The 20,839-nt window shown below is 45.6% G+C and carries 18 protein-coding genes and 1 pseudogene; 5 read left to right on the forward strand and 14 right to left on the reverse strand.

The genetic code is table 11. The annotated features are described in order from the left end of the window. Positions 1 to 11 precede the first annotated feature (11 nt). The gene (locus MHI54_RS07445) at positions 12 to 155 is read left to right on the forward strand and encodes a hypothetical protein (protein ID WP_158221547.1); all 144 of its coding nucleotides are present in this window, start codon (positions 12 to 14) and stop codon (positions 153 to 155) included. Positions 156 to 305: 150 nt separating this feature from the next. Here MHI54_RS07445 and MHI54_RS07450 read toward each other — a convergent pair whose 3' ends face one another. Next, positions 306 to 2,651 carry a LamG-like jellyroll fold domain-containing protein gene (locus MHI54_RS07450; RefSeq protein ID WP_340082800.1) on the reverse strand — a complete coding sequence of 782 codons (2,346 nt, stop codon included), beginning with the start codon at positions 2,649 to 2,651 and terminating at the stop codon, positions 306 to 308. Between the two features lie 308 nt (positions 2,652 to 2,959). On the opposite strand from MHI54_RS07450, the gene MHI54_RS07455 reads away from it, so the two are divergent. Next, positions 2,960 to 3,205: a hypothetical protein gene (locus MHI54_RS07455; RefSeq protein ID WP_095216268.1), complete on the forward strand. Its 246-nt coding sequence runs from the start codon at positions 2,960 to 2,962 to the stop codon at positions 3,203 to 3,205. Positions 3,206 to 3,311: 106 nt separating this feature from the next. Here the strand turns inward: MHI54_RS07455 and MHI54_RS07460 are convergent, their stop codons facing one another. The 7 genes and pseudogenes from MHI54_RS07460 to MHI54_RS07490 all read right to left on the reverse strand — a co-directional run bounded on the left by MHI54_RS07460 (position 3,312) and on the right by MHI54_RS07490 (position 10,004). Continuing rightward, positions 3,312 to 4,409 carry an ABC transporter permease gene (locus MHI54_RS07460; protein ID WP_095216267.1) on the reverse strand — a complete coding sequence of 366 codons (1,098 nt, stop codon included), beginning with the start codon at positions 4,407 to 4,409 and terminating at the stop codon, positions 3,312 to 3,314. After that, positions 4,406 to 5,677, reverse strand: coding sequence for an ABC transporter permease (locus MHI54_RS07465; RefSeq protein WP_340082801.1), 1,272 nt, complete (start codon positions 5,675 to 5,677; stop codon positions 4,406 to 4,408). Before MHI54_RS07465 ends, MHI54_RS07460 begins: the two co-directional genes overlap by 4 nt. A gap of 8 nt (positions 5,678 to 5,685) precedes the next feature. Then, on the reverse strand, positions 5,686 to 6,618 hold the full coding sequence (locus MHI54_RS07470) for an ABC transporter ATP-binding protein (protein WP_095216265.1): 933 nt from the start codon (positions 6,616 to 6,618) through the stop codon (positions 5,686 to 5,688). Between the two features lie 109 nt (positions 6,619 to 6,727). Further along, positions 6,728 to 7,360 carry a response regulator transcription factor gene (locus tag MHI54_RS07475; RefSeq protein ID WP_340082802.1) on the reverse strand — a complete coding sequence of 211 codons (633 nt, stop codon included), beginning with the start codon at positions 7,358 to 7,360 and terminating at the stop codon, positions 6,728 to 6,730. Beyond that, on the reverse strand, positions 7,353 to 8,144 hold the full coding sequence (locus MHI54_RS07480; protein WP_340082932.1) for a histidine kinase: 792 nt from the start codon (positions 8,142 to 8,144) through the stop codon (positions 7,353 to 7,355). The genes MHI54_RS07475 and MHI54_RS07480 overlap by 8 nt, the downstream gene beginning before the upstream one ends. Before the next feature lie 566 nt (positions 8,145 to 8,710). Beyond that, positions 8,711 to 9,127: a MerR family transcriptional regulator gene (locus MHI54_RS07485; protein ID WP_095216262.1), complete on the reverse strand. Its 417-nt coding sequence runs from the start codon at positions 9,125 to 9,127 to the stop codon at positions 8,711 to 8,713. Between the two features lie 140 nt (positions 9,128 to 9,267). Then, a pseudogene (locus MHI54_RS07490) lies at positions 9,268 to 10,004 on the reverse strand (SDR family NAD(P)-dependent oxidoreductase). Positions 10,005 to 10,552: 548 nt separating this feature from the next. On the opposite strand from MHI54_RS07490, the gene MHI54_RS07495 reads away from it, so the two are divergent. Next, the gene (locus MHI54_RS07495) at positions 10,553 to 10,921 is read left to right on the forward strand and encodes a metalloregulator ArsR/SmtB family transcription factor (protein WP_095216328.1); all 369 of its coding nucleotides are present in this window, start codon (positions 10,553 to 10,555) and stop codon (positions 10,919 to 10,921) included. Between the two features lie 31 nt (positions 10,922 to 10,952). Then, positions 10,953 to 13,049 (forward strand): heavy metal translocating P-type ATPase, encoded by a 2,097-nt coding sequence (locus tag MHI54_RS07500; RefSeq protein ID WP_340082803.1) that lies wholly within the window; start codon positions 10,953 to 10,955, stop codon positions 13,047 to 13,049. Between the two features lie 278 nt (positions 13,050 to 13,327). Here the strand turns inward: MHI54_RS07500 and glmS are convergent, their stop codons facing one another. The 6 genes from glmS to sigW all read right to left on the reverse strand — a co-directional run bounded on the left by glmS (position 13,328) and on the right by sigW (position 20,410). Beyond that, positions 13,328 to 15,130: a glutamine--fructose-6-phosphate transaminase (isomerizing) gene (glmS, locus tag MHI54_RS07505; RefSeq protein ID WP_095216261.1), complete on the reverse strand. Its 1,803-nt coding sequence runs from the start codon at positions 15,128 to 15,130 to the stop codon at positions 13,328 to 13,330. Positions 15,131 to 15,537: 407 nt separating this feature from the next. Continuing rightward, positions 15,538 to 16,887 (reverse strand): phosphoglucosamine mutase, encoded by a 1,350-nt coding sequence (gene glmM, locus MHI54_RS07510; RefSeq protein WP_095216260.1) that lies wholly within the window; start codon positions 16,885 to 16,887, stop codon positions 15,538 to 15,540. Positions 16,888 to 16,913: 26 nt separating this feature from the next. After that, on the reverse strand, positions 16,914 to 18,200 hold the full coding sequence (locus MHI54_RS07515) for a CdaR family protein (protein WP_095216259.1): 1,287 nt from the start codon (positions 18,198 to 18,200) through the stop codon (positions 16,914 to 16,916). After that, positions 18,193 to 19,017 carry a diadenylate cyclase CdaA gene (cdaA, locus tag MHI54_RS07520; protein ID WP_095216258.1) on the reverse strand — a complete coding sequence of 275 codons (825 nt, stop codon included), beginning with the start codon at positions 19,015 to 19,017 and terminating at the stop codon, positions 18,193 to 18,195. The genes MHI54_RS07515 and cdaA overlap by 8 nt, the downstream gene beginning before the upstream one ends. A gap of 198 nt (positions 19,018 to 19,215) precedes the next feature. Then, on the reverse strand, positions 19,216 to 19,833 hold the full coding sequence (locus tag MHI54_RS07525; protein ID WP_095216257.1) for an anti-sigma factor: 618 nt from the start codon (positions 19,831 to 19,833) through the stop codon (positions 19,216 to 19,218). Positions 19,834 to 19,846: 13 nt separating this feature from the next. Further along, on the reverse strand, positions 19,847 to 20,410 hold the full coding sequence (sigW, locus tag MHI54_RS07530; protein ID WP_095216256.1) for an RNA polymerase sigma factor SigW: 564 nt from the start codon (positions 20,408 to 20,410) through the stop codon (positions 19,847 to 19,849). A 205-nt stretch (positions 20,411 to 20,615) separates the two neighbouring features. Between sigW and MHI54_RS07535 the strand changes: the two genes are divergently transcribed. Next, the gene (locus MHI54_RS07535) at positions 20,616 to 20,777 is read left to right on the forward strand and encodes an aspartyl-phosphate phosphatase Spo0E family protein (protein WP_340082806.1); all 162 of its coding nucleotides are present in this window, start codon (positions 20,616 to 20,618) and stop codon (positions 20,775 to 20,777) included. Positions 20,778 to 20,839: the final 62 nt, after the last annotated feature.

Raw genomic sequence — 20,839 nt, forward strand, 5'->3', positions numbered from 1 at the left:
AGGGATTCTCTATGAAAAAGATTGTCTGCTCATTGGTGCTAGTTGGTGTGATTGTTGTAAGTGGCTTGTTCGGGTTCGCTGACCAGAATAGTACAGCTGAAAAGCAAACCGATCTTGGCAGCGCAGTATTTTCCCTGAATATTCTTGATAAATAAATCAAAATACGAATGGAAACCATCAAACGGGAGGCCATAAAGAGACAGCCATAGAATATTAATTATCATCCGCCTCCCAAATGATGGTCTTCACTTTGTCCAAAGTGGTATAACTTACAAAATAAGACCCGACAATTGTCGGGTCTTATTTCAATGAGCCAATTCCTTAATCTCTGATTCACTCAAAGCTTCCCGATACACCCACACATCGTCCATCTGCCCGCCAAAGAATGGGTCTGCATCGTATCTGCTTCGTCCGAGATAGTTTGTGTTTCCAAGAATATCGGCTGGGTTAGCAGTAATATTCTCGTTTGTCCCTGCAAGCTCTCCATTCACGTACAGCTTTCCGGTATCTCCTTCAAGCGTCACTGCAAGATGCACCCATTTCCCTGTAGCTAATGCCTCATCAGCAGTAATATTCTGATTCGCTCCATCATGAATGGTAAACCGTAGCTTGCCGCTGCCGTCCGATGGGGTAAGGAACATATTTTTGCCGTTGCTTTCACCTATGTCGAAGATTCGCTGCCAGGCCGATCCGCCTTGCCAATTGATCCAGGCTGAGAAGGTGAAGTCCTCCGCATCGGCAATCAGCGGGGAAAGTTCCACATAAGCATCCTTGCCATCCAATGCCAGCTTGCCATCATCTGTTTGGATGGCAGCGCCTTTCAGCTGCGCTGGCAGATTGCTGCCGGAAGAATCCGCTGCTTCCTTGCTGCCTGGATTGCCGAAGCTATAGCGCGCAATTTCCGGCTCGGAAGCTTGCTGCTTCACGGTCACTTGAAACATTTTCGTATCTTTCTTTTTTCCTGCTTGAATACTTGCAGTCAGCGTAGCTTTGCCATCTCCGTTTCCTGCTTCTGGCCGGTGTATCGTGCCATCAGCCTCAACCACTTTTGGATTGGAGGAAGTCCATTTAATTGTGGATTCATGGGTACCTTCTGTTGGCAGCTCTATATTTTGATATAGATCATCACTTTTCGAGATAGTAAGATCCTTTTTCACTGCTGCAACAACTTCTTTATCTTTCATATCCTCCATTCGATTACCCCAGATCGCGACACCTTTGTCGGATAAAGCGGTGAACGTCGTATCATATTCTTGTGCTGCTTCATCCCACTGTTTCAAGAAGAATCCATTATACTCCTCGCCATCAATTGTCAGAGTGATTTCATTATCTTTTCCGTGCTTCCACTTTCCTTCTACAGCACCTTCGACTTTTCCGCTCTCTTTCAGGGTAATTTGTTCAGAAGTTTTCACATCAGCAGAAATATCTTTTCCGTGGTTCACATATTGATAGTCACCAGCCATGTCCTTTCGTTTGATCTTCGCTTCTTTTTCATTCGTATTACGAGATGGAGCTACGACTGGCCAGCCTTTATCGTTCATATGCATCTGATGGACCCGCACCTCATGCTCCTCACCGCGCTCAGGGAAACGAGAATGGAAGATTAGGTAATGGTTCTTTGTCTCCTCCTCATAAAAAGCGGTATTATGTCCTGGTGACACATAGCCAATACCTGGTTCCTCCCCGGGATCACCGACTTTCTTTTCAAACAAATGATTCCCAAGCAGCTTCACCCCATAAGGCTCGATCGACTTGTCATCAAACAGCGGCAGATTCGGATCCGCCTTCACGTCGATCATGTCATTTCCTTCTGCGTCATAAAACGGTCCATCCGGTGTCTTGGAACGCACAACTCGGATATTGTAGCCTCCCACAGCATCCAGCCCGCCAAAGGAGAGGAACATATAATAATAATCCGTTTCCGGACTGTACATCATCGCCGGTCCTTCAATCCGGCTGTGGTTGCCGCCCATCAGCTTCTTCCCATACCCCTGGCCTGGAAGCGGCTTGCCTGTCTTTTCATCCATCTCCATAATGAAAATACCGCCAGAGTATGAGCCATATACCATCCACAGCTTACCATCCTCATCATAGAACACATCCGGATCCACCACATTCGGATGCTTTGTCGCATCATAAATCGTGCCATCCTCACTCGGCTCATCCCACATACCCGACTTCAGGATGATCCCGGTATCCTTATAAGGTCCCTCAATATCGTCCGCCACTGCCACACCCATCGCAGACCGCGGCGAATCCCCCTTGCACGCATTGTAATACATATAAAACTTCCCATCAGCCAGCTGAATCACATCAGCTGCCCAAAGTGTATCCGTCTGGGCCCATTCCAACGTCTCCTTGAGTTCTTCCGTGACATTAGGTATGAGCTTATTGCCATCACGGACACCGGAGTCCACCAATTCCCATTTCATGAGGTCGTTTGTTTTCGCTGCAGCTAAATGGGAACCGAAGACATAGTATAGGTCATCTGCTTCGATGAAAGACGGATCGTGCACGGAGACATTTTCAAAAACAGGTGTCTTACCCTGACTCCCTTTTTCCTTTGCCGCCGTATCTGCACCTGGCCAAGCAGGTATCAGTAAGACTGCAGACAGCATGGACGTAACAAGTAATCGTTTGTTAGCTTTCATCGCTTTCCTCCTCCACAATTGATAACGCTTACATATTGCTGGTTTAAGATTAGGAGGAATATGACAAGTTGTCAATAAGTATAATATACCTGTTTCTTAAATAGATTTTTTATTATCCGCCTTTCTAAAAGGACACGTACGGTATTTTATATTATCACTATAAACATATACGTATAAATATATTTCTGCACATTGTAAGTTGAATGACCGCCGGGATAATGCAGCACCTGCTGGTGATACGATATCATTCAAGGAGAGCGGGATGTTTATGAACGGACAAAACGGATTCCTGGGAGGAATTGCGTGTCATGGCAGATGAAATGACCAATGAGGATCGAAATGTAAAATGGACAAACTTCTCCATCTATAGTGAGCGCATCAATAAAGCTGCGATCCTGCCAGATACTGTTGGTGCAATAACTCCTTTATACCCCTGGATGCGTAACGGGTTGCCAGACTGCTCGTCAGATACAAAGCTCAGCGCTGCAGATGCGATTCGCGCTGCCACTTATATAGTTTCGAATTGGCGATGGTATGATTACAAAAGCAGTTGAGATTCGTTTATTGGTTAGTATCTTACATAGCTTAATCAAATGATATGTTGAGCAACGAAAGAGCCTCGATGCGTAATCGAGGCTCTTTCGTTGCTTAAGCAATTCCCTAACTGCTCCTGCGCTCCACAAGATTAATCCCTACTCCCATCGCCACTACACCAATCAGCAGCATATATAACAGAGACATTACGACATCCTGCAGACCAGCACCATAAAAAACTACCGCCATGATGGCTTCCATTGCATGCACCAATGGGAATAAATCCGCTATGAACAATAACACTGGATTCGTGATCGTTCCCGGCATCATATAGACACCGCTGACAAGCGGAATCAGCGGGATGACGGACGGATAGATGGCATAAAATTGCTCCGGCGTCCTGACAAAACCGGTAATCAGCATGGCAATGCTTATCATACCGAATGCAAAGCACGCAGCAATGAGGAAGAGCAGCCATAGGCTATCTCCGACATCGTAACGCAAGACATATTTAAATACGATCAGCACGACAATTATTTGAAGCATCGTAATCAAAAAGCTGTATAACAAATACCCGCTGTACATACTCGTTTTCTTCATTGGTGATAAGATCATCCGATCCCAAATACCAGTAACCTTATCCTGTGTCACATTGTTGACCTTGAACCCAAGGATGAACATGGAGATCAAGAAAGTAAAGGCAAACAGCAGCTGCGTACGGATGTTGTACGTAGGAATCTGTTCGTTATCCAACCCCTGCGCTTCCATCTGAAGTGGCGGATCGGCCAAATATTCCTCCATTTCATCCCGTATATCCCTTCCTTCTTGTGACTCCATTGCACTGATCTGTGCTTCTTGCCGGAATACTTTATCAACATGCTGTTCAACAAAGGAAACACTCGGCATTCTATTGGAGATCAACAGTCTGTAATCATTCTCCATGACCTTCACTGCCACATCGATATTCCCCTTCTTGATGTCTTCACGTGCTTCTTCCGATTCCACTACTTCAAATTCGTAGGAGTCATCCGTGTTTAACAACGCTTCCCACTTTTTCTCGATCTCTGCAGCATTTGCTTCTTCACTGAAAATGGCAACCGTGGTCCGAGACTGGATTCCGCCGCCAAATAAAAGGGTGGCGACAATACTTCCTGCAATCAATAATAGAATGAGCAGCGGATTTCGTTTATCCTTTGAAAATTGCACCCATAATACGTTTTTCATTGCGCTTTCCCCCTTTTCGGAAACAAAGCCAAGCCAATGAAAGTGAATAAGACGAAAAAGCCGATCATAAACACGCTTGGCTGGATGATGGAGGACAGATCCTCAAATTGGATCCACTCTGTCAGCATGGTCAGGAATAAACCGTTCGGGGTCCATTCTCCAATATGCTGCAGCCATTCCGGCAGCAAATAGATGGGAACAAATCCTCCTCCAAGCGTACCGCAGAGCAGCGTAATCAACATAAAGACGCCATTTGCAGCATCAACACTGGCCACACGCAATAAAATCGCCGTATAAATAGCCGCTAAGCCGGATAGCACCAAAGCAAGCAAGACAATCATCACGATGATGCCGACCCAAAAGGACATCGCACGATCCGGAAATACACCAAGGATAAAGTGGGAGACAATCAATACAAATATAATCTGCAGCAAAACCAGACAAATCGTGGATACCATTTTGCCGATCAGAAACCGTATTGGATGGCTATTCGTCAGTAAAATCCGATTGAATACGCGATTCCTGATTTCCACTCCTGTTTTCATTGCTACCGTCGCTACGACGAATAAGGCAAATAGTGCTCCTATCGCTATCGTAAAGTACTGTGTCATCGTGAAGTCATACTCTGTGCCAATATCCTCGAAGCCGCCTGCAGGAAGCACAGCCTCTATTCCTGCGCCCCCTGTTATGTCCTGTATCGCCAATTGATTATTCCATTGATCGATGAATCCTTGGATAAGCTGCTGCATCGCACTGCTGGCTGTCGTCTCTTCTTCCATTTTATAAATCAGTGATTTTGTCGGGGATTCTCCTGTGAAGCTTGCATACATGCTATCTGCGGTAATCCCCTGGGGTATGATCAGCATTGCATCCAAGTCGCCCTCTTTGACCTTCTCGGCTGCTTCCTTTTCCTCCAGATGATGAACCGTCACCCATTCCTTTACATCTTCACTTTGCAGATAATCCGATAGCAGTTGAACAGGCTGTATCTCGCCTGCAGCATCCACGGCCGCATTTGCCTCCTGCTCTTCAAAGGCAGCATCACCAACCAATCTTTCCTTCAGCTGCTCCATTGCTTCCGTCTCATTATCCTGATTGACCACGCCCAGCTGTAAATCCATTGACACCTCATCATCACTATCAAATAACCCAGAAAAAGCAAAGTTCAGCACCACGACCAAAACAATAGGAAGCAGCAGGACCGTAAGCAGCTCTTTCCAGTCCCGTAAAAATATCAGCAAATCCTTCTTTATAAAACTCCGCATCATGCCACCCCTCAATCTCTCAGCGTACGTCCGGTTAAATGAAGGAATACATCTTCCAAGCTAGGCGTTTCCGTATGGAAATTAATCAATTGGATGTGATGCTGTTCCGCAAGATGGACGAGTTTGCTGATCAAGCCGCTTCCCTTTGCCGCTATGATTTTCAGCTGCAATTCAGACACCTCAATCTTTTGAACACCTTCAATTGTCTTTACTTGCCCTGCAAAGGCTTCATCCAGCTTATTTAACTCCACTTTTATCTTATCCTCGGTCGACAGGATGCTGAGCAATTCCTCTTTTGTTCCTGCCGCGATGATTTTGCCATGATCCATGATGTATAAGCGATCGCAGAGCTGCTCCACTTCCTCCATATAATGACTCGTATAGAGAATGGTCGTTCCATCTTGCTGGTTCAGGGCGCGAACGGCTTCCAGGATATGATTCCTCGATTGCGGATCGATGCCGACTGTCGGTTCATCCAGGATCAGGATCTGCGGCCGGTGCAATAACGCCGCTGCTATATTAAGCCTGCGTTTCATCCCGCCGGAGTAGGTCTTGACCAAATCTTTTTTGCGATCTTCCAAGCCGACGAACTCCAAAGCCTGCTGGATAGCCTTCGCTAATTCCTTGCCTCTCAATTTATAGATCGAGCCAAAAAACTTCAGGTTCTCATAAGCGGAGAGCTCCTGATACAGCGCCAATTCCTGTGGTACCACCCCTGATACACTTCTGATTTCACCTGGTTTATCAATCGCGTTCACACCGTTCAGCGTTATCCTGCCGCTTGTCGGTTTGACCAAAGTGGAGATCATGGAAATCGTCGTGGACTTTCCGGCTCCATTCGGACCAAGCAATCCAACTGACTCCCCATCAGCCAAATATAAGTTCAGATCCTGAACGACCTTCTTCCCCTTGAAGGACTTGCTTAAGTTGATGGTTTCAAGCATCTGTCTGCCCCCTTTATTGTTGTTACTTGCATCATAAATAAAAAAGACCAAAGCCACTACTGACTATGGTCATTCCGCGATTGGGCACTTATTACTTTCGTCACTTTTTCTATACAAGGCGATGACGAATCGCATATATGGCTAATTGCGTCCGATTCCTTAGCTCCAATTTGTCTAAAATATGACTCGTTTGATTCTTGACCGTCCCTACCGACAAGCCTAGTCGTTCGGCCACTTCCTTATTATTCAATCCCTCACCGATACACTTCAATATCGCCCTTTCCCTCGGGGTCAGCGTCGGGTCAATTTGTCTTTCTTCCTGGTTTTGCAATAAGATCGGCATCACCTTTGAAGCAACCTGATCCTCCAAGGATAGACCGCCGCTCAAGGCGCTTTTAATGGAACGAATGAGCGATGCTGTATCCCCGTTTTTCAGCATATAACCGTTCACTCCCAGCTTTAAGGCGCTCAATACATACTCATTGTCATCAAAGGTGGTAAGCATGAGAATCTTAATATATGGGAAGCGGGAGCGGAGGATTTTCGCCGCTTCAATGCCATCCATCACAGGCATCCGAATATCCAAAATGGCCACATCGAAAAGCTGCTTTTCACATAAGCTGACGGCTTCTTTTCCATTATCCGCTTCCCCGGTCACGCTGATTTCTTCATCCGTTTCAATCATCGCCTTTAAGCCCTGCCGCACCATCACTTGATCTTCTGCCAGCAAAATCTTAATCATCCGACCCGCCCCAGTCTGCTAATCTTATCGTGCCCCTCACCAAAAATCGGTGCTTATCATGATCGATCTCAAGCGTTCCGCCTACTTTTTCCAAGCGTTCCCGCATCCCCTTCAAACCATAACCTTCCTGAAAGCAGCCATCATGCGTTAAAGCATTGATCACCTCAAACCGAAAAATACTGCCCCCAGGAGATTCGAATATCACTTGCGCCTCTCTTGTAGAACTATGCTTCATAATATTCGTCAATGCCTCCTGCACAGCACGATAAATCGCAAATGACTGCTCCCCCGTCAAAGGAGCCGCAAACGCCCCATGCCTTACCGAAAAATTGATCTTCATGAAACTCTCTATCTCTAATTTCCGTATCAGCCGAATCACACCCTGCAATCCGCCCACTTCTCTCTGCTTGAACGACCGCACCGCCTGCCGCGTTTCCTCCAGGCTTTGTTCCGCCAGCTCTTTCAGCTTCCCGACCGTCTCCCTATCCTTCTCAGCCGCCGTCAAACGGAACGCCTCAAACTGAAACAGCAGCGCCGTCAATTTGTGCCCGACCGAATCATGGATCTCATGGCCGATCAGCATGCGCTCATCCTGCCTTGCCTGCTGCTCCTCTATGACAAGCTGCCTTTTCATTCTTCGGTATTCTTCAAGCAAGGCTTCATTGCTCAGTCGAGCTTCTTTTTCTCGTTTATGTATGATTTGATGATAAAGTAAAGCAGCTACTAGTAAAAGGTAATAGAGCGCGCACCACACTAATTGTGATGGAGAGAGTGAGAATTTCATCAAGATCAGCGCCGCACATACAAGCTGCACAGTAATTACTATAAAACTTTTAGTTCGGGATAAATAAAAGACGGCTTCTGCCATTATCAAAGATTGGGTGAGGAGTGCAAATGAACTGAACTCCATTTTAAAAGGGTAGAAGATGAGGACTGTCAATAAAGCTTGGACGCAGAATAATATTGTTTGTTTCGATTGTTTCTCTGTAAAAAGCGGCAGTATGAATAATATAATAAAGAAAATACTCATACTCGCCATTTGTAATGCACTTAAATCTAAGATAGATTCCGAAAAAGCCAGCGTCCAAACAACGCAGTAAATTGCCAGCCATATAAAATATGTTTTCCTCATTAAGTGCACTTCTCCCTTGTAAAAAATACCGTACGTTTGTTTCTGTATGATACCTTCTTAGCATCAGTGTATATCTACAAAGCTTGAAGTTTTTCATTTATAGGCGCCTTGGGTGGAGCGTCTGGTGCTGCGATACCCTTTTAGAATAAGCCTTCCCATAACGACCGACCAACTCACCATTCCTTAATCGTTCCTGGTTACTAATTAGAGGCTAAACATTACTCGTCAGGGTTACAATTGACATTACTAAGATCAGGATTCAATAGGGTCTCCTTATAATGCTCCATTTTATAATCAATGATTTTTTGAATTTCGTTTAATTCCTTGATTTCATTCCCGATTCTTTTCCTTTGCTCTTCCAAAATGGAAACTCTTTTTTGAATTGTACCTGGTCCTTCATTAGAAAGATCAAGATAACGTTTTATTTCCTCCAACTTCATTCCTGTCGTTTTCAGCCTTGTCAAAAATATCATACCCTCCAGCTGTTCTTTACTGTAAATCCTGTGGCCATTAGGTTTACGTTCAGCGTATGGAAGCAAACCGATTTGCTCATAGTAACGAATCGTAGGTTTTGGCAGACCGGAGAATTCAGACGCCTGATCTATAGACATATAAGCCTCGGACATCTTTTTCATTTTTACCCTCCAATTTCTTTTTGGCAAGACGATGGTTTCCCATAAGGCATGGAATATTGCCAGTGGCAGATCAGTGACCCGATCCACTCACTGGCAACTCTATCATTATCATGATATTACTTATTCCTGCTTGAGCTTCTTCATACCTTTTTAATATAAGGATAAAAAGAATCCTTTAATTTAAATTGGTTCGTCTCATCCACTATCCCTATCACTTTATCACTGTCGTATAAATCAAGCATAAATTGAGCTACTTCTTCTGGTGTACGGGAATGAGGAAAATCACTTATCCCCCTCCCCATTGCCCGATAGGAAAATTCCCGGTTACAGCGGGAGCCAATACTTTAGCCTTCATATTTTCCCCTTTGCCCTGTAACTCACTAGCCACCCCCTCCGTAAAGGCACTTACATAGAACTTTGTGGCACAATAGGTGACAAAGTTATCCACAATTGTGTACCCAGCGTCGGATGATACATTGATTAATTGTGTCCCTTCCTTGGATGAATAATCTCTTACAAACAAAGTTGATAAAATCGTCATTGCTACGTTATTTAATAGCAGCATGTTTTCCACTTTTGACAAGTCTTGTTCGGCTACTGGGGAAAAATCCCCAAATCCCGCATTGTTAATCCACGTTTCCAAGTCATATTTTTTCGTACGCTCATATAAATCATGAGCCTGCTTGGTATCGGATAAATCTGCAGGAAGGACAACAACATCAATTTTAGGATTGATTTCAGCTATGGTTGATTTCAAATCCTCTAATCGTTGTTTTCTCCTGGCGACAAGAATGAGATTCTTGCCTCTTTTGGCGAAGGCTAAAGCAGATTCATAGCCGATTCCGGAACTTGCTCCTGTAATTACTACGTACATGATATACCCCTCCTGATACTTGATTAATGTTTCAAAGTAACCGTAACACTTCAAGTAAGCTTTAACTCAATAGATCAGGAGGGATTTTTTCTAAGAAAATGATCAAGAACCTCTTCATCAGAAGTACCGCCTCGGAAAATCGTATGAAACAGAAGGCTGGTCCATAAATTACGCCATAGATTCTTATCCAGCTGTTTCCCGTACAAGAACAGACTTCAAAGCAATCAATTACTGAAGCGTAAAAGCTGGCTGCGTTTGACTATTGATGATGAAATGGGAAGATCAGCGCAGCCTTCATTGGAGAGTCTCGCTTTTTTGATAATAAAAAGTCGATGCCTTTGCAGGTATCATTAGCTTTTCCTTCCCCCAATAAACTTTCTAACCAACTAGATTCATCGATATATCAGAATAAATCCATTATATAGCAATTAGAGACTAATCAGAGCGAATAATCAGAAAATACCCCTTAACATTCAAATGCCCACTTGAATAAAATAGGAAATTGGATACAATATATTCAAGGGAATATTTGAATGAATGGAGTGATTAATCTGAGTAAGAAAGATACCTGTGAGGTTTATTGTTATGACAAACAAAAGGTCAGCCGTATTCAAGAAGACCTGAAGACAGTCGATATCCTCCATGCGGCTCAAATGTTAAAAGCTATTGCTGACGAAAACCGAGCTAAAATCACTTATATATTGGGTCAAGATGATGAACTTTGCGTTTGTGATATCGCTAATGTGTTGGGTATTACTGTTGCCAATGCTTCCCATCATTTGAGAACCCTTCATAAGCAAGGGATTGTCAAATATAGAAAAGAAGGCAAGTTGGCTTTCTATTCCTTAGACGATGATCATATCAAACAAATTATGGATATAGCTCTTGTTCATCAAAACGAGGTGAAGGTCGGTGTCTAAAGGGAATATTGGATCATCCGAGGAAGAGGCAATGAAAGCATACCGTGTACAAGGACTCTCTTGCTCCAATTGTGCAGCTAAATTTGAACGCAACGTCAAAGAGCTGCCAGGTGTTCAAGATGCAAAAATAAACTTTGGTGCGGCAAAAATCTACGTTAACGGTGATACAACAGTTGAGGATTTAGAGAAGGCCGGAGCTTTTGAGAACCTGAAGATCCGGGAAGAGAGAGAAAAGAAAATTGAACGCCCTCCTTTTTGGAAACAAAAAGAAAACATCAGCGTTTATATTTCAGCTTTGCTCGTCCTATTAAGTTGGGGCTTGCGTACGCAATACAGCGAAGAACATATTATACCGACAGTTGGTTATGCAGCAGCTATTTTAATTGGTGGATATTCCCTCTTTATAAAAGGGGTTAAGAATTTAAGCCGATTAAACTTTGATATGAACACGCTTATGACCATCGCAATTATAGGCGCTGCCATACTTGGAGAATGGGGCGAAGGTGCAACGGTCGTCATCCTATTTGCTATCAGTGAAGCCCTGGAACGATACTCTATGGATAAAGCTCGGCAATCCATCGAGTCATTAATGGACATCGCACCTGATGAAGCATTCGTACGTCGAAACGGTAAAGAGCTTGTGATTCGTGTGGAAGATATACAAATCGGCGATACGATGATCGTCAAACCAGGACAAAAGTTAGCGATGGACGGCATCGTTACAAAAGGTATCTCAACGCTTAACCAAGCCGCAATTACTGGCGAAAGTATCCCGGTGACGAAAACTGTTGAAGATGAGGTATTTGCAGGGACCCTGAACGAGGAAGGTCTGCTTGAAGTCAAAGTAACCAAAAGAGTGGAAGATACCACCCTTTCGAAAATCATACATCTTGTGGAAGAAGCCCAGGCAGAAAGGGCTCCTTCTCAAGCTTTCGTTGATAAGTTCGCAAAGCACTATACACCAGCAATCGTAATCATCGCACTTCTAATTGCCATCATCCCACCTCTTCTGTTCAGTGCAGACTGGAGTGAATGGGTCTATGAAGGCTTGGCAGTACTAGTAGTCGGATGCCCATGTGCCTTGGTTGTTTCGACGCCTATTGCTATCGTTACTGCTATCGGCAATGCAGCAAGAAAAGGTGTATTGATTAAAGGCGGCATACATTTAGAAGAGGCTGGAGCCTTAAAAGCTATAGCCTTTGATAAGACAGGAACATTAACCAAAGGTATACCAACTGTCACAAATATAGTGACCTTTGGCGGTAAAGAAGTTGAGTTATTAGCTATGACAGCAGCAATTGAAAATGGATCGAAGCATCCCCTTGCCACTTCGATTGTGAGAGAAGCTGAAAAAAAGGATATAAATTTCGGCTCCATTCAAGTCGATAATTTTCAATCCATTACTGGTAAAGGTGTAAAAGCCGTTGTTAACAACGAGATTTATTATGCAGGAAGTCCTGCTCTCTTTAAAGAATTGCATCAGACAATCGAGAAGCGTATTGATATCCAAATTAAGAAGCTGCAAACTGAAGGAAAGACAGTGATGATCTTAGGAACAGCAAATGAAATCCAGATGTTAATTGCTGTAGCAGACGAAATAAGAGAGTCGTCAAAAGAAGTTATCAGAAGCTTAAATAACCTTGGTATTAATACCGTGATGCTTACTGGCGATAATCAGGAGACCGCCAACACGATAGGAAAGCAAGTTGGCGTAACCAGCATTGAAGCAAATCTGCTACCAGAGGGTAAGCTGAATTTCATTAAGAGGCTTCGTAACGCTCACAACAGTGTGGCTATGGTAGGTGATGGCGTAAACGATGCACCCGCATTAGCTGCTTCTACAATCGGGGTGGCAATGGGCAGTGCAGGGACGGATACTGCGCTTGAGACCGCTGATATAGCTTTAATGTCCGATGATTTAAATAAGCTGCCATACACCATTAATTTAAGTCGAAAAGCATTACAGATTATTAAGCAGAACATCACGTTCTCACTAGCCATCAAGCTCTTGGCATTATTATTAGTGGTTCCTGGATGGTTGACGCTTTGGATAGCTATATTTGCTGATATGGGTGCTACATTACTTGTTACGTTAAACAGCTTAAGATTATTAAGAGTTAAAGAATAAGGGGGCAGAACCCCCTTTTCTTCCGCTTCTTATATTCATATATGCACTTATGGAAGGATACATATGCAATATGGCACTTGTTCGAATTTTAGATGTACCCCAAACTGATATTAAATATTAACTGCCTTAAAACACTTGAGAAATCATCGTATGACGAAATTACTTCTCCTACAGGAAACCCCCATACTTTAATCGTATGGGGGTTTCTTCAGTGTATGATTTGCTACACAGTTATTTAGTTACGCTTTAAGGTTACTCAACATTAAAGGTACAGTCTTTTATTCCACCGTAACACTTTTAGCCAAGTTACGCGGCTTATCAACATCTGCACCGCGCTGCACTGCTGCATAGTATGCAAGCAGCTGCAATGGCACGACACTTACAAGCGGAGTCAATAGCTCATGCACTGCCGGGATGACGAAGGCGTCATCGTCGTGCTCCAGGCCTTTCATGCTGATGAGCAATGTGTTGGCACCGCGTGCGTTCACTTCCTGGACGTTACCGCGGATGGAGTGGTTCAGGGAGCTTTGTGTCGATAGTGCGATGACTGGTGTGCCTTCTTCGATCAAGGCGATGGTACCGTGTTTCAGTTCTCCTCCAGCGAAGCCTTCTGCTTGGATGTAGGAGATTTCTTTTAGTTTCAGTGATCCTTCGACGCAGACGAAGTAATCGACGCCGCGGCCGATGAAGAATGCGTTGCGGGATACACTTAGGTAGCTTTGTGCTAGTGTTTCGAATGTTTCTTTTTGGTCTGTCAGTACTTCCATTGCGTTCGCAACGATGGCAAGCTCCTGGAGCGGGTTGAAATCGAGTGCGATTTCTTTGCCTTTTGCTGCATCGACCGCAAGCAATAGCATAACTGCCATCTGTGCAGTATATGCTTTAGTAGAGGCTACTGCAATCTCCGGGCCAGCGTATAGCGGCAATGTGAAGTCTGCTTCACGAGAAAGGGTGGATCCTGGCACGTTCGTGATTGTAAGTGCTGGGTGTCCGAGTTCTTTGATTTTCACCAATACGGCTCTGCTGTCGGCAGTTTCGCCGGATTGGGAAAGGAATATGAATAATGGCTTTTCGGATAGAAGCGGCATGTTGTAAGAGAATTCACTTGCGATATGCACTTCCACCGGGATTTTAGCCAGGTTTTCGATGAATTGTTTTCCGACTAGTCCAGCGTTGTAGCTTGTTCCTGCTGCCACGATATAGATACGGTCTGCGTTCATCATCGCATTGCGGATGGCAGGGTCCATTTTGATCTGTTCCGCTTCATCCTGGTAGTGCTGGATGATTTTGCGGATGACGAATGGCTGCTCGTCAGTTTCTTTCAGCATGAAGTGATCGTATGTGCCTTTTTCTGTATCGGCTGCATCGATTTCCGTTTTGAAGGAATCGCGTTCTACTTTTGTACCGTCAAGCAGCTGGATTTCCACGCTGTCACGGCGAACGATGACGATCTCTTTGTCACGGATCTCTTTGTACGTATCTGTTTCGCGAAGTGTTGCCATCGCATCACTTGCTACGACGTTGAAGCCTTCGCCGATACCTACAAGCAATGGGCTTTTGTTTTTCGCTACATAGATCGTTTCTTTATCGTCTGCATCAATCATTGCAAGGGCATAGGAACCAGTGAGCAAGCTGACCGCTTTGCGGAATGCCGCTGCTGTATCCTGTGTCTCTTCATACATTTTCTCTACAAGCTGTACAACGATTTCTGTATCTGTATCACTTTTCAATGTTACATCAGAAAGATACTCTCTGCGGATCTCTACATAGTTCTCGATTACACCGTTATGCACGATGGTGAATTTGCCAGAAGCACTCTGGTGCGGGTGCGCATTATCTTCGTTCGGTGCACCATGTGTCGCCCAGCGTGTGTGACCGATTCCCATTGTGGATGAAACGCTGTGATCCACTTTTTCACGCAATGCAGCAATGCGGCCTTTCACCTTGAAAAGGTTCACGCCTTGCTCGTTTTCGATTGCGATACCAGCTGAATCGTATCCGCGATACTCCAGCTTCTCGAGTCCGTTAAGCAATACTTCCTTCGTATCATTCTGTCCGATATAACCTACAATTCCACACATGTCGTTGTTGTCCTCCTCAAGACTTGGAAGGGGCAAACGAACGGCCTGCGCTATGAAGCTTGGGGCGTTGATTGCCCCTTTCTCGTTTATCTATTTTTCACATCTTGTTTTGTCCTTATCCAAAGAGTCGCCTCTTTGCTTTCGGCCATAAACATGACGACTGAGATGTGTGCAATCGGGAGGCATCCGCCGAATACTTCGATAAACCTCCACCTCGTCAACTTATCCCACCGCTCGGGCTAAGTCCTGGCGCTTTTATGTTATTGTTATCTCTACCCTCGCTTTCCTGCTTGAATGACATAACTCCTTCATTTTACATGAAGGAAATCCAGTTGGTCAATTCTTTCTTATTACGTAAATAACGTATGCGGCGGGAGCATGTTCTGTTCCCGCCGCATATGCTGGTCTTACTTCGTTCCCAATACTTGTTCGATGACTGCCACCACTTTATCTGCATACTTCTCGCAGTCCTCTTTCGTCGGCGCTTCCACCATCACCCGTACAAGCGACTCGGTGCCGGATGGACGTACAAGGACGCGGCCTTGGTCTCCTAACTCCTGCTCCACTTCTGCAATGGAATCGAGGATTTGCTGGTTGACAAGCGCCTCCTGCTTATCGGTCACCGGCACGTTTTTCAGGATCTGCGGGAAGATCTCCACTTCACCTGCAAGCTCGGAAAGCTTTTTGCCCGTTTCCTTCATGACATTGATCAGCTGCAATGCTGCAAGCATCCCGTCGCCAGTCGTCATATAATCAAGGAAGATGATATGGCCGGATTGCTCACCGCCAAGATTGAAATCGCCGCGGCGCATTTCTTCCATCACATATCTGTCGCCGACAGCCGTCTTATTGCTCTTGATATCCTGCTTATCCAAAGCGCGGTAGAAACCGATATTGCTCATGACCGTGGAAACGACTGTGTTATGACGCAGACGACCATGATCATTCAGGAATTTGGCACAGATGTACATGATTTTGTCACCATCCACGATCTGGCCTTTTTCATCGACAGCAATCAATCTGTCGCCATCACCATCGAAGGCAAGTCCGACATCAGCCTCCTTCTCCAGAAGGAAATCACGCAATGTTTCCGGGTGTGTGGAACCGACATTTTTATTGATGTTCAATCCGTCAGGAGATGAACCGATCGAAGAGATATCCGCTTCCAGATCGGCAAACAAGTGCGTCGCAATGGAAGAAGTCGCTCCATGGGCACAGTCGATCGCGATATGAAGTCCTTCGAAATCATTATCGATTGTCCCTTTCAAGTATTGGATATACTTCTGACCGCCTTCGAAATAGTCATTGATCTGACCAAGATCGGCGCCGGATGGACGCGGCAGATCATCTGTTTCGGCATCGATCAGCTGCTCGATCTCATTCTCCTGTTCATCCGAAAGCTTGAAGCCGTCCGGACCGAAGAACTTGATCCCGTTATCCTGAACAGGGTTATGGGATGCAGAAATCATGATACCCGCGGCTGCTCCCATGTTCTTCGTAAGGTAAGCGACTCCCGGTGTGGAAATGACACCGAGGCGCATGACCTCGGCACCGATGGAAAGAAGACCTGCCACAAGGGCCCCTTCAAGCATTTCGCCGGAAATACGTGTATCGCGGCCGATCATCACTTTCGGTCGGTCCTCATTATCCTTTGTCAGTACATAACCGCCATATCTGCCTAACTTGAACGCAAGCTCCGGGGTGAGCTCCTTATTCGCAATCCCCCTGACGCCATCCGTTCCAAAATATTTTCCCATTGTTACCTCTCCTTCATGGCTCACAGTCACTGTGTTTGTGTATCTGTATTCGTATCTGCCTCTTCATTCGTTTCAGCTTCTGTCGCTTGGACAGTTATCGCTGCTTCTTCCTGACTCGGAGTCAGCTCTATGTTATCAGGTCCTGTCACTTCGATAGGAACCGTCTGCTCTCCTTCTTCCAGGCCGCTGCCGTCGATCGTCGCCTTGATATCGTCAGCCGAAAGGCCTTCGATCTCCGATTGCGCTCCGCTCGCTGTCACATCGAGCTGTTCATTTTGAGGGTCGCTGAAAGTGGCTTCCAATCCATCCGGAAGATTCTCGACCGCAATCGGGACGTTCTCGATCGTCGTCTCGCTTGTTTCTTCCAGCTCGACATCGACTTTCACTTTCTCTTCACTGGCCGACCTGACATCTTCCGGAAGCTGCAAGTCAGCATCGATCTTTTGATTCTCCGTTATCTTCGACAAATCGATTTCCTCGGTGCTGATGGAATCAATGCCATCCAATGTATCCTGAGGTGCATAGATCGTGACTTCCTTCGTCTCCGGCGACAGCGATGCAACGGATACATCATCCGGAGCCTTCCCTTTCGTCTTCACTTCCACCGGGACTGTCTTGCTCGGATTGCTTACCTCCACCGAGACCTCGACTGTTTCCGGCTGTACATTCACACTAAGCTCATTGCCCTGTGCATCATACACTTTCACAGGTGCTTCTTTGCTGTTAATATCGCTATCGACGTCGGTCATATCCACATAAGCACGCACACTGGCAATCTGGTCGATGACCTCCTGTGTACTTACGATTGAAACCGTTTGAGGTTCCACTGTGGAACTATCTACTTGGAAACCTGCTGCCATTTGATCTTCATTGGTATAGCCTACGTTGACATTAAATTGCTGTGAAGCTTTTTCTTGGATTGTCACCTCGACGCTTGCCGGCTGCATATACACCTGAAGATTGTCCGAAACATTTTCATAATGCAGCTTCACTGTATGCGTTCCGGTATCAAGATCCCTCAAATCGACATAGGCTTCGTAGTTTTTCTGCTGAACGGCAGCCGTTACATCGCTTGCCGGACCGACAAGCTGCATGGATACATATTCCGGGACACCGCTGACGACATATTTGGAGTCATCGATGCGGATGCTGACAGGTGCATCGACTGTGTTCGTTTCATCCGAACTCGTGATCGGGACCTCCCCCGCACGGTTGTTCACATCCGATTCAGCACTCACATAGGCATAGAGAAGGACAGCAAATACCAGAGACAAAACGCGCAAGGTCCATGGACTCTTCAACCATTTATCCATTCTTACCCCTCCATCTTCTTACCTTGGAACCGGAAGCCGGTACGCTGACTTCCTTGACGAGGATCTCTTTCAGCGCATCAGGCGTGATATCACGGAACAATTCTCCATTCTTTGTACAGGAGATTGCACCCGTCTCCTCGGAAACGACAATCGTCAGCGCGTCCGTCACTTCGCTGATCCCCATGGCAGCCCGGTGACGTGTGCCCAGTTCCTTGGAAATGAAAGGACTTTCGGATAAAGGCAGGTAGCAGGCTGCCGCTGCGATCTGGTTGTCTTTTAAAATGACTGCCCCGTCATGCAAAGGTGTATTCGGTACGAAGATATTCGTGAGCAGTTCGAATGTCAGGTGACCATTCACCGGAATTCCCGTCTCGATATAATCTCCCATGCCAGTTTCGCGCTCCAGCGTGATCAGCGCGCCGATCCGGCGCTTCGCCATATAGTTACAGGACTTCACGATTGCTTCGATATTCTTTTTCGTCTGTTCTTCTTCCGATCCCTTATTCCGGGAGAAGAAGCTGCCTCGGCCGAGCTGCTCCAAGGCACGTCTGATTTCCGGCTGGAACAGGACGACGATGGCCACGAACCCCCAGGTGATGGCCTGCGAGCTCAAGAAAGCGAGCATCGGGAAATCGAGTATCTGCTCACTGCTCAAAAAAGCAATGATGACAACGATGAAAATCCCCTTCAGCAGCTGAATCGCTTTTGTTCCCCTTATGAGCATCAAAACTTTATAAAAGATGAACCATACCGCCGCAATGTCCACGATGATCCGCAGTATGGATAAAATGGAAAGTTCACTTAATCCCCCAAACATGGATACACGTCCTTTTATATATGAATAGCTCGAATTTCTTCGTACATTATAGCACAGTTCCCCTATTGCAGTCGCTTCCGAACAAGGGGCGTGTCTTACCCTTACTGTCCCCTGTTATCTTACCGCAATACAGGCTTGTGCCGCCAATGATCCTTGGACAAAAAAAAGAGCCCTATTACAAGCAGCTCTATAACCTTATCAAAACGAGAAAAATTCTTTGACATGATACCATGCCCAGCCGAATATCCGGTCGATTTCCTGATATTCACCTGTTATATTATCAGCGGAGGCCATATTCACTTTAGAACCGGGATCATCAACGAGATCACCATTTATGATCGTGACATTGCCATCCACTTCCCCCCTGATATCCAAATCGCCATTTTCAACGACAAGGTCCCCCTTGACCGTGACGTCTTCCGGTACGATGACGAGATCATTCTCTACAATCAAACCCTCTTGCTTCGATACACTGACACTGCCATCACTATTCCAAGCAGAAATGATGCTTGTGAACATGAAAAGGAAGAACACTGCAGCTGCCGTGATGACAGGGTGCGCACGGAACCATCTCATGTAGCCGACACGCTTCTTCTCCTTCGGCAGATTCGCCATGACACTGGCAGTGAAGCCGGCCGGTGCACTCAATTCATAAGCGGCCCCGCTAAGCAGGCTCTCCGTCTGCTTGAGCTCCCGATAATGCTGATTACAGTCAGGACAGGACTTCAAATGGTCCCTGAGCTGCTGCGCTTCTTCCTCCGAAGCATCTCCGTCCAGATACCGATGCATAAGCGCAAGGCTTTCTTCGCAATTCATGTGTTACCCCCCTTTATACGTGGCGCAGTTTTTTCCTTAGCAGCTCCCTGCCACGGTGGATTCGCGTCTTCACTGTCCCAAGCGGCAGATCAAGTATTTCGCCGATCTCCGCCAATGACAAATCATCCAGGAACCGCAGTACGATGACACTGCGGTATTTAGGCGGCAGGGACAAAATCTCCTTATGGATATAGCTTTGCAGCTCCATGCTCTCGACCTCTTGCTCAGGCAATGCTTGGTCAGCAGCGAGCTGCGAGTACATATCCAATCCATCAGTCCCCTTCACCTCGGCATCAAGATGAAAATCCGGCTTCTTTTTACGCAGACGGTCGATACTCAGATTCGTTGCAATCCGGTAAAGCCATGTGGAGAATTTCCGGTTTTCGTCAAAAGAATGGATGTTGGTGTAAGCGCGGATAAACGCCTCCTGGGCGATATCCTGCGCTTCATGACTGTCTCCGACCATTCGGTATACGATATGGTACACCTTGTTCTGGTAAAAGGAAACAATTTCTTCGAAGGCAGCATGATCACCCTTCTTGACGTTTTTTATATGATATTTTATGATGTTCTCCATGAAAATCCTCCCGCCTAACTGCGGCTTCTTAGTAACGAACGACGTTCCGAAAAGGTTTCACTTTCACAAAAATATCTTTTTTTATAAACCTTAAGTATGCCAGCAACAGTTTTTTCTTTTTTGTATTTTTCAAAATTGACGTTTTAAATAAGATTAGACAGGGTAATTATAACGACAAATAGTATATCAGATTTTGGAGGTAAAAATGATTACAATAGACAATCTTTTGGAAAAAATCGAACAGACCCGCAGCCACATGCTAAGTTTGTCCACCAACTTGCCGCTCACTTCCGATGCAGTCATCACTGCCAGTGTACAGCTCGATCATTTGCTGAATGAGTACGAAAAACAAATCAGGGACAGATAGCTATCATTAACAGCCCGCAGAGGAAGCTGTTATTTTTTTGCACAAAAAAAGCACGTACACAG

Origin of the sequence: Terribacillus sp. FSL K6-0262, assembly GCF_037977385.1 — a bacterium.
Taxonomy (GTDB): Bacteria; Bacillota; Bacilli; order Bacillales; family Amphibacillaceae; genus Terribacillus.